The organism is Azospirillum sp. B21 (genome assembly GCF_008364825.1).
Taxonomy (GTDB): domain Bacteria; phylum Pseudomonadota; class Alphaproteobacteria; order Azospirillales; family Azospirillaceae; genus Azospirillum.
The window spans coordinates 17,262-33,191 of the sequence record NZ_VTTO01000035.1 but is presented as its reverse complement, the minus strand read 5'-3'; the positions used below and the strand labels follow the sequence as shown (position 1 = coordinate 33,191).

Sequence of the window (15,930 nt, the reverse complement as noted above, 5' to 3'; positions counted from 1 at the left end):
GCTTTGCATAGAAGCCCTTGATCCGTCGATACGATCTTGGTCAAGCCGCGTGAAAATTCTCAGGAGAAAGCGACACCAGCACGAACGCGGCGCCGACCTCAATGCGCTGAGTCACGCCCTCCGTCTCTACGGCCTGATGCTCGCCGCCGGCGATCCCCGCCCGGCGCGCGAGCTCGACGAGACCACCGACGCCCCCGAGCACCGGCGCCTCGCCGAGGACGCGCTGTGGGCGTTGACGCAGGCCGTCCCCGGGGCCCGCCTGCCGGCGCTCGCCCGGGCGATGCGGGCGTGGATCGCCGCCAACCGCCCGCGCGGCGCGGTGCGCGCCGCCCTGCCGGCGGCGCTGCAGGCCACCGGCGTGACCCGCAGACTACTGCCCATCCTCGCCGGCGCCAACACCCTGCACCCGGACAGCCCGCTGGACCCGGACGGCTGGGTGCTGGCCTTCGCCCGCAGTCTGGAGCGCGAGGCCGAGGATGGCCTCACCATCCTGCGCCGGCTCGAGCACGCCTGGCGCGCTGCCCGCGCCGGCATTGGGCCGCGCCGCTCGAACAGCCGCCTACCGGCCGCCGTCGATCTGCTCGCCGCCACGCCGTTGCTCGGACCGGCCCGGCTGGCCAGCCTGCTCGGCTGCAGCGTCCGCGGCGCCGGGCTGATGCTGGAGGAATTGGTGGCCTGCGGGGTCGCCGTGGAGGTGACCAGCCGCGGCAGCCACCGCCTGTACGGCCTGCCCGGCACTGACGGTATCCGCGGCGAGACCGCCGGGCCGCGCCGCTACGGACAGCGGCGGGGACGGCCGCCGAAGCTCGTCGTGCCGGAGCCGCTGGCGATGGTGGAAGAGCCCCCGCCCGCACCAGCGGTGCCCGCCCGCCTTGACCGCCTGGAGGTCGACTACGCCGCGCTGGACGCCTTGCTCGCCGACACCAACCGGGTCGTCGAGCGCATCCAGGCAATTCTGAAGAAGCGGTAGCGCGGGAGGATTCCATCAGGCCACGCGCCAGTTGGATCGAAGCGGCGGGATGGCCATAGACGATCATCTCTTGCCGCCGCTGGGAGGATCGCTACGAAGGTCGCAATGGACGCGACTGATCCGATGATATTGAAAAACCGGGGAACTCATCGCGAACCGATCGGTCGGCATTCCGCCCAATCTCTTTCTTTGCCCGCGCATAGCCTCGGCACCAGAAGCCGCTGTTCAAGCCATGCTGCCACAGCTTCTACGCGCTGACCTTAATCATCGACGTCATCGAAGATCGTGCTGCTATCCTCAGCAACCGACGTTGCGGAGATGCTCGCCGCCGTTGTCACCTGAGCTGACCAAGAAGAAGGTTCTGAAGAGGGCGCATCCTTCTCAAGCGTGCTGATATGGGCGCTAATTTCGAGATAGAAGGTGTCGAGCGGCTCCGGACGCCCATCCGGGAAGAAGAATGGCTCAGCCTTTTCCATACTGTCTTTGAATTCCTCATAGAGGCTAAGTTCGTTGTCCGAGGAGAAGCGGTAGCGCAGCTCGTTCAGCAGGTTCTCGATATCATTCAGCCATTCTTCGCGGAAGCGCGTGGCGAGGTCGTTAAACTCCTCATCGGTGAAGATCTGGCGATAGATGTTGTTCGCAAACACCTTGCTCTGCATGTAAGTGATCGCGTTATCGTCCATATGTTCGACAATCCGCTTTCGGGCCGCTTCGGGCAAGAAGCCGTAAGAGTTGAGGGCCGCCAGGAGCAACAGGCTGCCCGGCGACAGGTCGTCGGTGTTCGTCGTTGCGGCCCATTCGAGAACGTCTGGCCGCGCAGCGACGATCTTGCCGAGAAAGCTGCTACCCGCGCGGGCGCCGAGGAACGACTTGAAACTCTCGTCGAGCGAACGATCCTGAAACCGCCCTAACAGTACCGGAAACAGCGAGGCCGGGACGCGGACATGGGCGTGCTGAGTTGTCAACGGTGCGCATACGACTTCGCGGACAAGCCTATCGACCTTGGCGCCATGCACATAGAGCTCGATCAGCTCAGGGGAGCGGGCGACGATCTCGGCGAACGCATCGGTCACGGTCGGATGCCGAAACACCCAGCGATCACCGTCTTCAGCGGCAAAGCGCCGCGTGAGGCTGTCATTCAAATGCTCGATCGCCTTGGCGACGGCGGCCGGCTGTACGCCCAATAGCCGCGTGACCATGTCGAGCGCCGGGTGCTGCCCGATCGGCGATGGCACGCCGCTTTCCGAGTTGAGGAAAATCAGCGCGACGGCGCCGAGCGACGGCGCATCAAGCTGTTCGAGTACCTCGGTCAGGAACTCGACCGGCTGCTCGACAAGCTCCTTCAACCGCCCCGCGCTGAGCTTCAGCTTGCTGATGAACAGCGGATCACCGAGCCGCCGTGCGGTTTCGGGCAGAAATGCCTTGTTGGCGGCGACAGCGGGCAGAAACGGCTTTAGCCGCTGGCGCATCGCCTGGGGATGGACCCGGCGGACATGGTTGTAGAGCATCTGCGCGCGTTCATTCCCGCTCAGCTCTTGGACATTTACGACGACTTGACTCTCCTTGAACAAGGGGAACGCGCTCAGCTTGAGGTGAGGCCGGGCCGCCTTCCAAATATAGTTGCGGGACGTAAAAATGATGCGGGCGCCGCCCTCAATCGCCGCGCGCAGCGTGCCGAGTTCGGCATTCCACCGGCTCATTCGGTCGACGTCGAAGTGATTGGGCCCGAAGGCGTCGTCGACCCACAGCAACTGCTTTTCGCCGGGATGCCAGAAGTGCAGCTGATCGGGCGCGTTGATCTTTACGGCGCCGATGCAGCCATCGTCGAGCGCGCCCAGCGCCAGGATCGCCGCGATTGTCGATTTGCCAGAGGCCGGATCACCAAGCAGGATGACGAAGCGATGCTCTTGGAGCGCCTTGACCGCGTCCCGATAGGCGTCGGTCGGCACGAAGCAGCTGAGATCGGATCCCATATTGTCGAGGATGGCCTTGGCCTGCTTGTAGGCATGGTCGGTGATGATGTGGGAAAGGTCGCCGATCCCGTAGATCCGGGGTACCAACATACGCAGGCGCACGCTCTCCTCGAGTTGCTGCTCGATCCACGAGCCGCCGAAGACCAAGCATCGCTTCACGCCCACCGCCTCGAACGCGGCGCAAATCTCCTTGTCCGCCTCACCCGAGACGCCAGCGTTGGTGAGGATCACATAATCCTCGGCGAGCCCGTCCTTGGCGAGTTGCTCCGCCTTCGGCAGTTCGTTCTTCAGGTTGGCCAGCGTCAGGTTGGCGCCGGGCTTCCCCATGAACTTGCACTGGAGCGTCGACTTGACCGGCTGACCGTCATCCCCAGTCCATGTCCCAAGAAACGCTCCGTCCCGGCCCCCATCATTCGACCCCAAGAAGGTTTGCACCGGGCGTTTCAGGATCTCGGCCGCGACCGCCGCGGCGAGATCCTGAAACGCCTTCCAGCCCAATTTGGTCAGATCGAAGGTCATCCCCCTGTTTCGCCTATGCGGCCGCTCCGCCTTTTTCGCCGAGCTCCCAGAGCGCATCGATGCCGTTTAGGTAGTTCACCACCCGCCAGTCTTCATCGTCGATGATGCCTCCGCCCGTATAGGGCGTGCCCTCCTCCAATACCTCGGCGCGGCGAAACCAGCCCGTGTGGCAGGTCCAGCTGTCGTCGCCGGCATCCTCGGAGATTGCCTGGATCTGCGCGAGGTGATCGTTGTCCCGGTCCCGCAGCGGCCCCGCCATGGCGGCGAAGAGGATCGTCAATACGCCCTTGCGCTCGCCGATGAACACGATCGGCCAGAGGAGCCCGGCCAAGTGCAGCCGTTCGGCTATGCGTATCACGCGCGTGTCGTGATCCTCATCCCAGATGATCGCGAAGTCGTGGATGCGGCCTTTCTCCAGGGGGGCGCCACCGATGTCGCGCCACTGCACCGAGCGGAACACCGAATGGTGGACCCCGCGCCCGAGCCGGCCAATCGGTGCGGGCTCGTCGTAAAGGCACGAAAAAATATGGGAATAGAAACTGGTCGTCATGGGCTTGCTCCTTGCCGAGGATCATCGCGGCTCCCGCCGCTGCGCCCAGGCTTTCGACCCACGCGCACCTTGAAGATCGCACAAAAAGTTCAGGGAATGAAGCGAAAGCTGGGCTTTGCCACGTGTATGATGGCTCCGCCGGCTGAAGACCTCGCGGCCGGTTCTGACAACACTAGCCCCCATGACCCTGCTGACCTGAAGTTGGCTCGTCTCACGTTCGGTCATCAACGAGGGTTGCGCCGGGTAGGCTGGCGCCGAGCCTCAGACAAAAGAGGCGAGACAAACCGCTCCTTGCTCATCTGCCTTGTCCGTGACTATGGCCGGGACAACGGCTTAGAAGGGCTACGAGCGAAGATCCTGCCGAAGAACTGCAGCAAGCGTCCGCGTCCAACCCAACCAGCCGGCCGCTGACCAGATCGGGCAGCAGACTGTCCAGGGAATGGAGATGCAGGCTGCGGACGTCTGCGGTATCCAGCATGAAATCGTCCAGTTCGGCAATGATCGGACGAAAAGTAGCGTGGCCTTGACCATTACGCAACCGTGGAGAGCTGGACTTCACGAACCCGCGCGCCGTACGGAATGCTCCGACGCCGGGATTGACCGGGACGGGTCAAACACCCGAAACTGTGACCATAGCTCCCCCCTTCCGGCTAATCAGATCGCCATTTTCCATGCCGACCTTCGTCCGACGTTCACCGACGCAATGTCCTGTCCTCGTGACGCGCCGCCTCCGGCAGGTTCTGCCCGCATCCGAAGACGGCCAGCCGCGCGAGGGGGTGTTCGCGGACTTCCTGGACAACCGCCTCGTCGTGCTGCTGGGCGAGCCGGGGCTCGGCAAGACCACCGAGTTCAACCGGGCCGCGACGGTTGAGGCGGATGCGGAGGTGATGCCGGTCGGCCGCTTCCTGAGCCGGCCGGCATCGGCGATGCAGGGCCGCACGCTGTACCTGGACGGTCTTGACGAGCACCGGGCGCGCACCGGCGGCGGGCGCAGCGTGATGGACCACATCCTCGGCAAGCTGGAGGAACTCGGCAGCCCGAAGGTCCGGCTGTCCTGTCGCACCGCCGACTGGTACGGCGGCAGCGATACCCGCATGCTGTCGCAGCTCGGCAGGGAGCCGGTGGTCCTGGAGCTGCTGCCGCTCAAGTTCGAGGATGCCGTCGTCATCGCGGCAGCGCGGTTGGACGACGCCGGGGCCAGGGCCTTCATCGCCGGAGCCAGGGCGCGCAACCTGGACCCCTGGCTGCTCAATCCCGAACTGCTCGGCCTGTTGCTGGAGGCCCATGTCGGTGACGGCGGCTGGCCCGCCACCCGCACCGCCCTGTTCGAAAGCGCCCGAGCCCAGCTGCTGACGGAACTGAACGACGAGCATGCCGAGGTGGTGGGCGATTCCGTGTCCGACCCGGCGCTGTCCGCGGCGGCCGATTGGCTTTCCGTCGTGGCGCTGCTCGCCAACCTGATGGGCTTCGCGCTCCACCCCAACCAAGCCGATGCCGAGTTCACCGCGATCCAGTCCCTTGGCGGCGATGTTCCGGCCTTGTCCGCGGCGGCACGGCGGCGGCCGTTCTCACCGGTCGAGGACCGGCGGGTGGTGCCGCGCCACCGCATGATCGCGGAGTACATGGCCGCCCGCCACCTGCGCGACCGGATGCGGGCGGCGGGCCTGCCGCTCGGCCGCGTGCTGGCGCTGATCACCGGTTGGGACGGCGGTACGCTGTCCGACCTGCGCGGCGTCTATGCCTGGCTGGTCGCCCTGATGCCTGAGCATGCCGAGCACCTTCTCAGCCGCGATCCACTGGGGGCCATCCTGTACGGCGACGCCGCGTCTTGGAGGGTGGAGGCCAAGCACTCGGCATTTCGCCATCTGCGGACGCTGGCGGATCAGGACCCGTGGTTCCGGGCGCAGGAGCGGACGCCGGGCTGGTCGGGCATGGGTGCCCCCTTCGGCGGCTTGTCCTGCCCAGAGCTCGTGCCGGATTTCCGCGATGCACTTTGCGAGACGGGCAAACCGCATCTGCTCGCAACCGTGTTGGACATCGTCGAGAATGGGCCGCCGCGGCCGGAACTCGGGGATGATCTGCTTGCCGTCGCACGCAACGACGGTGTCAGCGATGCCTTCCGTTCTCACGCGATCGACGCGTTCTCCCGCGCCTGTCTGGATCGTCAGGACGATCTGCTAGCCCTACTGGACGCGGTGCATGACGGTACCGTGGCGGATCGGCGGCAGGACATCCGGGCCTCCCTGCTGCGGCGCCTATATCCGGGGCTGCTGACACCGGATCAGCTTGTCGGCTACCTGACGGGAAGGCGTGTACGGGAGTATATCGGACACTACAGCACGGACCTGCGCCACGGCATCGTCCGGCGAACGCCACGGGACCAGCTGGTGCCCCTGGCCGACGCACTGGCCTCGCGCGGGGCTCCCCACGACATGCGCGCGCAATTCGATCATTCCTGGCTGGTGATCGGACTTCTGGAGCGCATCCTTCGCGAAGTGCCGGAAGACGCCACCCCGGAGCGCCTGTACCGCTGGCTTGCCGCCGGGCTGGACGATCGGCATCAGACCATTCGGCTACCCGATGCCAAACGGCTACAAGCACATCTCGCGGAACCCGCCATGGTTCGGGCGATGTTCCGGACGTGGCTGTCGGAGACACACGACAATTACTGGCGCGGTTACTGGGGCTTTCAGGAGCGCATCCTCAACACGCCACTTCCTCCTGGTTTTTCCTTTGATCTGGTGTCCTGGGCAAGGGAGGCAAGCGGGCCGGAAGGGGCCGCGTTCCTGCTCGACTTGGCCGTTCGTACGGCCGGTGGTCGCGTCGGCGATGGTTGTGAGGTGACGCTCGACGAGTTGTCGGCGCTTCCCGACGAACGGCCGGACCTAGAACCGGCACTCGCCGCGGCCCTTACGACGCGTGTGCATGAGCCGCATTCCGAGCATATCGCGCTCTCCCGCCGCTTGCGCGATGCCAAGCAGCTTCATCAAGCCGAGGGCGCTGCCGAACTGGCCCCGCATCTCGAGGAAATCCGGAGCGGAGCCGCTTTCGATACGCTCGACTGGGCTGCGGGGTTCGGGTCACTCACCGGGCTGGAGGGCGAAAAGCTGAACGCCTTCCGCACGCGCATCGCCGAAGATGTCGGAGATGAGGCAGCCATTGCGATCATGGCCGGCTTCCGGAACATTGTGCTCCGTGACGATCTGCCGAGCCCGAACGAACTTGCCGACACGACCGTGACGGATCGCCGTCACTTCGCAGTGCTCCCGCTCCTGGTCGGCATGGAGATTTTGGCGACAGAGGGAAAGGAAGCCGTTCTGGGTCTGCCGGATCGCACCTTGGAAGCGGCGTTATGCGGTTCCGTGACCGAGGATCAGTACTCCGAACCGTGGATCCAATGGATTCTGGCCGAGCGTTCCGAGTTGGCCTCGCGAAGCCTGGCGGCGTTCTGGCGCATCTGTCTTGAGCGGAGCTTGCAGTGTCCCCCTGGGCTGTTCGGACTGAAGGGGCGGGAGCCCCTTGGACACATCGCCGGCGGCATGGCGGTGGCCTTACTGCGGGACTTTCCGAAAGCTTCAGTCCGGGCGGTGGACGGCCTGCTGAACGCCGCCTTGTGGCATGGCGACCGCGAAGCCCTGCTGGACCTCGCCGTTCACCACCTTGCCGGCGACGATCCGGACGACGAGCGGCTCCTGCTGTGGAGCGCCCTGGCCTTCCATCTCGCACCGGACCGCTTCGCCTCCGATTTCGAAGACCGGCTGTCCCGGTGGGAGGACATGAGCTGGGACGTCATCGCCCCTGTCCTGCTGTTGGCCCTGGGTGGCCGCGCCGAGGGGTGGAGCTTTTCCACCCAGCAGGCCATGGTGCTGATCCGGTCGCTGGCCCCACGTTTCGGGGACGCTGCGTACAGCATCGAGAACGGGCGCCGGGTTCGCGGAGCGTCCGAGTTCGCACGCCTCATCCGCGCCTGCATCGACCATCTCGCCGCCGACCCCTCAACAGACGCGGCCAACGTCCTCGCCGCTTGGCGCGACGATCCCCGGCAGCCCTCCTGGCATGACGCCTTCGCCCATGCCGCGGCACGGCAGCTGCGGGTCCGCCGCGAAGCCTTGTTCCAACACGCCGACGTCGCGCAGGTGGTGGCGGCGCTCGACGGCGGGCCGCCGGCCAACGCCGCGGACTTGCAGGCGCTCGTTGTCCAGCATCTGGAGGACATCGCCGGGGAAATCCGCACCGGCTCCGGCGACGGCTGGAAAACCTTCTGGAACACCGAGGTGGAGAAGCACGTCAGACCCAAGGTGGAGAACATCTGCCGCAATGCCCTGCTCGGCCTGCTGAAGCCCCGCCTCATCCGCCACGGCGCGGTGGCGAAGCCGGAGGGCTATTACGCCGGGAGCAAGCGCGCCGACATCGACGTGACCGCCGGCACCCTCGTGTTACCCGTTGAGATCAAACTGCAAATGCACGATGCGCTGTGGACGGCGGCGGAAGGGCAGTTGCAGCGGCTCTACACGGCCGATCCGCTGGCGGGCGGACGTGGCGTGTATCTTGTGTTCTGGTTCGGCCCGACGGTTGACCTCACGTCCCCACGTGACGGCTCGCCGCCCCCGGCATCGGCGGGAGACCTGAAGACGGCGCTCGTGAATCGGCTGACGGGCAGTGCGCGCGAACTGCTGTCGGTGGTGGTGATCGACGCAGGGCCGCCGGACCCTACTCTTCAGCACCAGCAGGTCCGAAGGCGGCGTAAGGCGATCCTTCGGGTACCTCGCGCATCATCTCCGACAGTTCGGACCTGACCTATTAGGCGAGGCTCTCTCTCCAAATTCCAGCCGACGACCAACGCCACCTCTACTCGGTCAAGCCGATGTCCGCAGCCTTACTCCCAAGGTCGTGGGACAGAGCGCCCTCCACTGCTTCCATGTCAATTCCGACAGCTTTCGCGCCAGCTTGGCCGTCCTGGTCGGCTGCAGCGTCCGCGGCGCCGGGCTGATGCTGGAGGATCTGGTAGCCTGCGGCGTTGCCGTCGAGGTGACCGGCAGCGTCAACCACCGCCTGTACGGCCTGCCGGGTGGCGAAACCGCCGGATCGCCCACCCTGGGCGGGAACTTCGTTCCCCTGTTCAAGAATACTCTGTTCTAAGATTCCGGAGAGCCGGAACCCCGCACCAACCCTGGACGGAGACGGGGTGTCGGGGTGAAAAGTACGGGGTTACGGGATCACGTGTGCGGAGGGACAGCGACCGACGGGGTGACTTTTACGGGGGTACGGGGTGCCTTGGACGGAGTGCACCGACGCATCAAGCCGATGCGGAAGCGCCATGCAACGCGTCTTCCACCTAAATGTTTGAGGCAGCAGGGATTCCGGGGTGCCAATGCACTGCGAACGCTGATGCCTTCGCAGTGCATGGCCTTGGTGCCCGCCCCGGGCTGAGCGGCGGCGAGGCCGACGGCAGGCCTCACCCTGGGCGTCCTCATCGGCTCTAACTGGCCGCTCCCGTCCCGGCCTCCTCCGGTTCATGCGCTCCACGCCAAGCTGAGCGAGAGGGTGCGCGCCCGGCGGTGGTCGATCCCCTCAGAGTGCAGATTCCAACGGAAAGCGGCCACCTATTCCGACGCCAAAGCGGCCAGTGTTCCGATCGCAAGCCGGCCGACCTTCCGATTTGAAAGCGGCCACCGTTCCAAGATGAACCCGGCCACTCTTTCACCGTGAAGGTGGCCGGCGGCATCCTCGGCACGATCATGGCGTCTTCCCCGCATGGCGAGCTTCCACCAAGCACCGCCTCCTGATCCAACCGACAGGAGGAGCGGATGCCAGCCTTGAGGGTTTCCATGCGGCAGGTCCGTGAATTGTTTCGTCTGAAGTTCGGCAGCCTGCTGCCGAGCAGCGATCGTCAGATCGCAGCCCACCTCGGTGTCGCGCGCAGCACCGCGGCGGAGTACCTGGAGCGCGCCCGCGCCGCCGGCCTGTCCTGGCCGCTGCCCCTCTACCTCAGCGACGCTGATCTGGAGGAGCGGCTGTTCGCCCGCCCGAACATTCGCCCCGGTACGCGGCGGCGCCCGGAACCCAACTGGGTGGCCATGCACCGTGAGCTCAGGCGGCCGGGCGCCACGCTCATGATCCTGTGGGAGGAGTACCGCGCCACCCAGCCCGAGGGTTACGCCTACAGCCGCTTCTGCGAGCTGTACCGGGCGTTCGAGACGCGCCTCGCCCCCAGCATGCGGCAAACCCACCTGGCCGGCGGCAAGGTCTTCGTCGATCACTCCGGCAAGACGCTGCCCATCCGCGATCCGGTTACCGGCGCCATACGCCCCGCCCAGCTCTTCATCGCCGTGTTGGGCGCCTCCAACTGCACCTACGCCGAGGCGACCTGGACGCAGACCCTGCCCGACTGGATTGGTGCGCATGTCCGCATGCTAGAAGCGTTTCAGGGCTGCCCGCGCCTGATCGTGCCGGACAACCTGAAGAGCGGCGTCCTCAAGGTGTCCTTCTACGACCCGGAGCTCAACCGCACCTACGCCCACATGGCCCAGGCCTACGGCGTCGGCATTCTGCCGGCCCGCCCGCGCCGGCCACGCGACAAGGCCAAGGTCGAGGCCGGCGTGCGCGTCGCCCAATACTTTATCCTCGGCCGGCTGCGCAACGTGCCGTTCTTCTCGCTGGCCGACGCCAACGGCGCGATCGGCCGCGCGCCGGAGGATCTCAACACGCGGCCCCAGCGCCGCCTCGGGCTGAGCCGGCAGTAGCTGTTCGCACAGCTCGACTGCGGGATATGATGGCAGCGGGCGGAATTGGCCTTGTGTGGCCAGTGGGTAACCGAAACGGCGACGGGAGCCCGACCTCCGACACCGCCATCATCCATGCAACACGCCAGCTCTCGTTGCAACATTCTACCTCCATTTACAACGCTTAACAGGGCTGACCGCCGCTGCCGAGTCATGATCGTCCCAGGCATTTACGCCACTAGCCTGGAGGATTGGGAAATGGCCAAGCGTGCCCTTGTCGTCATCGATCTGCAGAACGACTACTTCCCTGGTGGGAAATGGAGCTTGAGCGGCGTCGAAGCTGCCGCCGCCAACGCCGTCCGGCTAATTGCCGCTTTCCGTGCAGAGAAGGAGCCGGTCGTGCACATTCGGCATGAGTTTGCCACGACCGAGGCGCCGTTCTTCGTTCCCGGCTCCAAAGGAGCGGAGATTCATCCGGTCGTCGCCAGCCGGCCGGGGGAGCCGGTGGTGCTGAAGCACCAGATCAATTCCTTCCGCGACACCGAATTGAAGGTCCTGCTGGACGGCTGGGGTGTGGACGAGGTCGTCATCTGCGGCGCCATGAGCCACATGTGCGTGGACGCCTGCACCCGCGCCGCGGTCGATTTCGGATACAAGGCGACGGTCGTCCACGATGCCTGCGCGTCACGCGACCTAGCTTTCGATGGCATCACCGTTCCGGCGGCCCACGTCCACGCCGCCTTCATGGCGGCTCTCGGCTTCGCTTACGCCACGCTGCCGTCCACGGACGAGTTTCTCGGCAAGGCTGCCGTCGCAGCCTGAGCGCCCGCAGGAGTCCGCATCATGAAATGCATCCTGACTTGCGCCACCTGCGGCGCCACCCGCCGCGACGTCCTGGCGGGCGGCGCCATCCTGACCGCCGCCGGTCTCGTCGCGGCGGCCCTCCCCCCCATCGGACCGGCCATCGCCGGGACCTCTCACGCAGGAGACCACATCATGGGTACGATCAAGACCAAGGACGGCGCCGAGATCTTCTACAAGGACTGGGGACCGCGCGAGGCGCAGGCCATCGTCTTCCATCACGGCTGGCCTCTGTCGGCTGACGACTGGGACAGCCAGATGCTGTTCTTCCTGTCGAAGGGCTACCGGGTCGTCGCGCATGACCGGCGCGGCCACGGCCGCTCCACCCAGACGGCCACCGGCAACGAAATGGACACCTATGCCGAGGACGTGAAGGCGTTGGCCGCCGCGCTGGAGTTGAAGGGGGCGATCCATGTCGGCCACTCCACGGGCGGAGGCGAGGTCGCCCGCTATGTGGCGCGGGCGGAGCCCGGACGTGTGAAGAAGGCCGTGCTGATCGGCGCCGTGCCGCCGGTGATGGTGAAGTCCGACCGGAACCCCGGCGGTCTTCCGCTCGACGTGTTCGACGGCTTCCGCGCCCAGGTGGCCGCGAACCGTGCGCAATTCTATCGCGACGTTCCGGCCGGCCCCTTCTACGGCTTCAACCGGCCCGGCGCAGCGGTGTCGCAGGGCGTGATCGACAACTGGTGGCGCCAGGGAATGATGGGAGGGATCAAGGCCCAGTACGACTGCATCAAGGCCTTCTCCGAGACCGACTTCACGGAGGATCTGAAGACGATCGACGTGCCCGTGTTCCTGATGCACGGCGACGATGACCAGATCGTGCCCATCGCGGACTCGGCGATCCTCGGCATCAAGCTGCTGAAACATGGCAGCTTGAAGATTTACGAGGGCTTCGATCACGGCATGGCCACCACGCGCGCGGACGTGATCAACGCCGACCTGCTGGCCTTCATCCGGGATTGATCCACCCGGCGCCCATCCATCATGAACCGGCGGAGGCAGCCATGGTCCATCGGGTCCAGCGACCCGTACCGTTCACCGTCCCGCGGCGGTCTTTCCTTGCCGGGGCCGCCGCACTGGCCGCGGCCGGCACGACGATCGCCGGGCAGGCCATGGCCGCCCCGCCGCGACGGTTCGGACACGGCAGATTCCAGATCGACGTCTTCAGCGACGGCTTCATCACCCTGCCCGATACCGTCATAGCGCCGGATGCCACGACGGCCGAGAGGGCCGACATCATCCGGCGGCTGGGCGGACGGCAGGGAATGGCCGACATTCCCGTCAACATCCCCCTGATCCGGACCGGCGAGGCGCTGATCCTCGTCGACACCGGATCGGGGGACAAGTTCCAGGCCACGGCCGGACGGCTGCGGGACAATCTGCTGGCCGCCGGCATCGCTCCCGACGCCGTCACCCATGTCGTGCTGACCCACGCCCATCCCGACCATGCGGGCGGCATCCTGCGGCCGGACGGGACGCTGTCCTTCCCCAACGCCGCCTATCACGTGGCAGCGGCCGAGTGGGATTTCTGGGTGGAACAGGATCCGGCCGCGCGTTATCCCGGCTTGAGCGGTTTCGTGCCGGGCGCCCGCCGCGACCTGGGGGCCGTGGCCGGGCGGCTGGTCCGCCTGCGTGACGGGGACGAGCTGGTGTCCGGCATCCGTGTTCTCGCTACACCGGGCCACACACCGGGCCATATTTCCCTGGAACTGGCCGGCGACGACGGCCTGCTGATCACCGGCGACGCCATCACGAACGTCGTCGCGTCCTTCGAACATCCGCGCTGGCGCTTCGGCTTCGACACCGACCAGGAGCAGGGCATCGCCACGCGCAGCCGTCTGATCGAGCGGGCGGCGGCGGAGAAGCTGCGCATGCTCGGCTATCACTGGACCAGCTCCGGCTTCGCAATCGCCGAACGGCATGGCGCCGCCTATCGCTGCGTCGCGCTGTCCTGACCGCCGCAGGCGGTGAACGGAAGACCGGCATCTCCCCAACAAACCCGCAACCCCAAGCCAGTCACACGGAGCGAGCGTCATGACCAAGCCGTTTCTGACCCGTGCCAACGGCGCCCCGGTCGCCGACAACCTGAACATCCTGACCGCAGGGCGCCGCGGGCCTGCGCTGCTGCAGGACATCTGGCTGCTCGAGAAGCTGGCCCATTTCGACCGGGAGGTGATCCCGGAACGGCGCATGCATGCCAAAGGCTCCGGCGCCTACGGCACCTTCACGGTGACGCACGACATCACCCGCTACACCAAGGCGAGGCTATTCGCCGAAATCGGGAAACGAACCCCCGTCTTCCTTCGCTTCTCCACGGTGGCGGGAGAGCGCGGGGCGGCCGACGCGGAGCGCGACATCCGTGGTTTCGCCGTGAAGTTCTATACCGAGGAGGGCAACTGGGACATCGTCGGCAACAACACGCCCATCTTCTTCTTCCGCGACCCGTTGCGCTTTCCCGACCTGAACCATGCCGTCAAGCGCGATCCGCGCACCGGCATGCGCAACGCCGGCAACAACTGGGATTTCTGGACCCTGCTGCCGGAGGCGCTGCATCAGGTGACCATCGTCATGTCCGACCGTGGCATCCCCCGGTCCTATCGACACATGCATGGTTTCGGCAGCCACACCTTCAGCATGATCAACGCCGCCCATGAGCGGGTGTGGGTGAAGTTCCATTTCCGCAGCCGGCAGGGCATCGAGAATTTGACCGATGCGGAGGCCGAGGCCGCCATCGGCAAGGACCGCGAAACCCATCAGCGCGACCTGTTCGACAGCATCGAGGCCGGGAACTTTCCACGCTGGACCCTGGCCATCCAGGTGATGACGGAATCCCAGGCCGCGTCCCACCGCCACGATCCGTTCGACCTCACCAAGGTCTGGCCGCAAGGCGACCATCCCCTGATCGAAGTCGGTGTGCTGGAACTCAACCGCAACCCGGAGAATGTCTTCGCCGAGGTGGAGCAGGCGGCCTTCTCCCCCGCCAATATCGTGCCCGGCATCGGCTTTTCCCCCGACCGCATGCTGCAGGCCCGGCTGTTCTCCTATGGCGACGCCCAACGCTACCGGCTGGGGGTGAATTTCAGCCAAATCCCCGTCAACGCGCCGAAATGCCCCTTCCACAGCTACCATCGCGACGGCGCCATGCGCACCGACGGGAATCTGGGTGCCACGCCGTCCTACGCTCCCAACAGCGGCGGCGAATGGGCGGGGCATCCGAACGCCGGGGAGCCGCCCCTGCCGTTGGAGGGGATGGCGGCCCATTGGGACCACCGGACCGCCGAGGACCATTGGGAGCAGCCGGGCAACCTGTTCCGACTGATGGGGCCGTTGCAACGCCAAGCCCTGTTCGAGAACACCGCCCGGTCGATAGCAGGTGCCGCCCCCCATATCCAGCGGCGCCACATCGAGAATTGCAGCATCGCCGACCCGGCCTATGGCGCGGGCGTGGCGGCAGCGATTGCACACACCGCCATGTCGGCGATGGAATCGGAGAAAGCAATGACGATGGGAAAGGCAATCATCACCGGAGCTTCGTCCGGCATCGGTGCCGTCTATGCGGAACGGCTCGCACGGCGCGGCTACGACCTAGTGGTCGTCGCCCGCGACCACGGCCGTTTGGCCGCTCTCGCGGAACGGTTGATGACGGAGCATGGCGTCGCGGTCACCCCTTTGGCCGCCGACCTGACCAGCGACGGCGACCGCAAGCGGGTGCTGACGATGCTGCGGGAGGACGACGGGCTTACGCTCCTGGTCAACTGCGCCGGCATCGCACCGAAGGCGCCGCTGTTCGAGTCCGAGCCGGGCGGGCTCGACAGCATGCTCCACCTCAATGTCGACGTCCTGCACAGCCTCGCTGTGACCGCTGCCCAGGCGTTTGCGAAACGACGGCGGGGGGCGATCATCAACATCGCCTCGGTTGTCGCCCTCATGCCCGAGCGGTTCAATGCGAGCTACTGTGCCAGCAAGGCGTTCGTTCTCGCATTCACCCAGGCGATCTCCGCGGAGTTGAAGCCGTACGGCGTGCAGGTGCAGGCGGTGCTTCCGGGTTTTACGCGGACCGAGCTGTTCGAACGCGCGGGCGTCGACATCGCGGCGATACCGCCGGAGATGATCATGGAAGCCGGCGACATGGTCGATGCGGCGCTCGTCGGCTTCGACCGCGGCGAGGTCGTCACCATTCCGTCGCTGGCCGATATTCAACTGTGGTCCGACCTGGAAAACGCCCGGCTGGGACTGGCCCCTTACCTGTCATTGAAGCAGCCCGCTGTCAGATACACGGTCTGAACCGGCGCCCGCTGATCCGGCCCGCGCATGGCAGTCATCCGATATCCG

At 66.0% G+C, this 15,930-nt stretch carries 10 protein-coding genes; 8 read left to right on the top strand and 2 right to left on the bottom strand.

Going from position 1 to position 15,930, the window contains the following annotated elements; genetic code table 11:
- Positions 1 to 970 (top strand): hypothetical protein (locus FZ983_RS33195; RefSeq protein WP_211103034.1); only part of this gene is annotated, 970 nt, incomplete at its 5' end.
- A 260-nt stretch (positions 971 to 1,230) separates the two neighbouring features.
- On the opposite strand, the gene FZ983_RS33190 is transcribed toward FZ983_RS33195, so the two are convergent.
- Together FZ983_RS33190 and FZ983_RS33185 are read right to left on the bottom strand one after the other, a co-directional pair.
- The gene (locus FZ983_RS33190; RefSeq protein ID WP_149229010.1) at positions 1,231 to 3,462 is read right to left on the bottom strand and encodes a hypothetical protein; all 2,232 of its coding nucleotides are present in this window, start codon (positions 3,460 to 3,462) and stop codon (positions 1,231 to 1,233) included.
- 13 nt (positions 3,463 to 3,475) lie between these two features.
- Positions 3,476 to 4,012 (bottom strand): hypothetical protein, encoded by a 537-nt coding sequence (locus FZ983_RS33185; protein WP_149229009.1) that lies wholly within the window; start codon positions 4,010 to 4,012, stop codon positions 3,476 to 3,478.
- A 671-nt stretch (positions 4,013 to 4,683) separates the two neighbouring features.
- On the opposite strand from FZ983_RS33185, the gene FZ983_RS34445 reads away from it, so the two are divergent.
- The 7 genes from FZ983_RS34445 to FZ983_RS35210 all read left to right on the top strand — a co-directional run bounded on the left by FZ983_RS34445 (position 4,684) and on the right by FZ983_RS35210 (position 15,882).
- Complete coding sequence (locus FZ983_RS34445; protein ID WP_188092616.1) at positions 4,684 to 8,808, top strand: hypothetical protein; 4,125 nt, start codon at positions 4,684 to 4,686, stop codon at positions 8,806 to 8,808.
- Positions 8,809 to 8,902: 94 nt separating this feature from the next.
- Positions 8,903 to 9,151 carry a hypothetical protein gene (locus FZ983_RS33175; protein ID WP_149229008.1) on the top strand — a complete coding sequence of 83 codons (249 nt, stop codon included), beginning with the start codon at positions 8,903 to 8,905 and terminating at the stop codon, positions 9,149 to 9,151.
- 689 nt (positions 9,152 to 9,840) lie between these two features.
- Complete coding sequence (istA, locus tag FZ983_RS33170; protein ID WP_188092615.1) at positions 9,841 to 10,755, top strand: IS21 family transposase; 915 nt, start codon at positions 9,841 to 9,843, stop codon at positions 10,753 to 10,755.
- Between the two features lie 237 nt (positions 10,756 to 10,992).
- Positions 10,993 to 11,556 carry a cysteine hydrolase family protein gene (locus FZ983_RS33165; protein ID WP_149229006.1) on the top strand — a complete coding sequence of 188 codons (564 nt, stop codon included), beginning with the start codon at positions 10,993 to 10,995 and terminating at the stop codon, positions 11,554 to 11,556.
- Between the two features lie 174 nt (positions 11,557 to 11,730).
- Positions 11,731 to 12,561, top strand: a complete 831-nt coding sequence (locus FZ983_RS33160; protein WP_247884081.1) for an alpha/beta hydrolase — start codon at positions 11,731 to 11,733, stop codon at positions 12,559 to 12,561.
- 41 nt (positions 12,562 to 12,602) lie between these two features.
- Positions 12,603 to 13,553, top strand: a complete 951-nt coding sequence (locus FZ983_RS33155; protein ID WP_149229004.1) for an MBL fold metallo-hydrolase — start codon at positions 12,603 to 12,605, stop codon at positions 13,551 to 13,553.
- A gap of 79 nt (positions 13,554 to 13,632) precedes the next feature.
- Positions 13,633 to 15,882, top strand: coding sequence for an SDR family NAD(P)-dependent oxidoreductase (locus FZ983_RS35210; protein WP_149229003.1), 2,250 nt, complete (start codon positions 13,633 to 13,635; stop codon positions 15,880 to 15,882).
- Positions 15,883 to 15,930: the final 48 nt, after the last annotated feature.

Coding starts and splice junctions, on each gene's coding strand:
- FZ983_RS34445 (WP_188092616.1), top strand. CDS start 4,684: ATGCCGACCTTCGTCCGACGTTCACCGACGCAATGTCCTGTCCTCGTG.
- FZ983_RS33155 (WP_149229004.1), top strand. CDS start 12,603: ATGGTCCATCGGGTCCAGCGACCCGTACCGTTCACCGTCCCGCGGCGG.
- FZ983_RS33185 (WP_149229009.1), bottom strand. CDS start 4,012: ATGACGACCAGTTTCTATTCCCATATTTTTTCGTGCCTTTACGACGAG.
- istA (WP_188092615.1), top strand. CDS start 9,841: ATGCGGCAGGTCCGTGAATTGTTTCGTCTGAAGTTCGGCAGCCTGCTG.
- FZ983_RS33165 (WP_149229006.1), top strand. CDS start 10,993: ATGGCCAAGCGTGCCCTTGTCGTCATCGATCTGCAGAACGACTACTTC.
- FZ983_RS33160 (WP_247884081.1), top strand. CDS start 11,731: ATGGGTACGATCAAGACCAAGGACGGCGCCGAGATCTTCTACAAGGAC.
- FZ983_RS33190 (WP_149229010.1), bottom strand. CDS start 3,462: ATGACCTTCGATCTGACCAAATTGGGCTGGAAGGCGTTTCAGGATCTC.
- FZ983_RS35210 (WP_149229003.1), top strand. CDS start 13,633: ATGACCAAGCCGTTTCTGACCCGTGCCAACGGCGCCCCGGTCGCCGAC.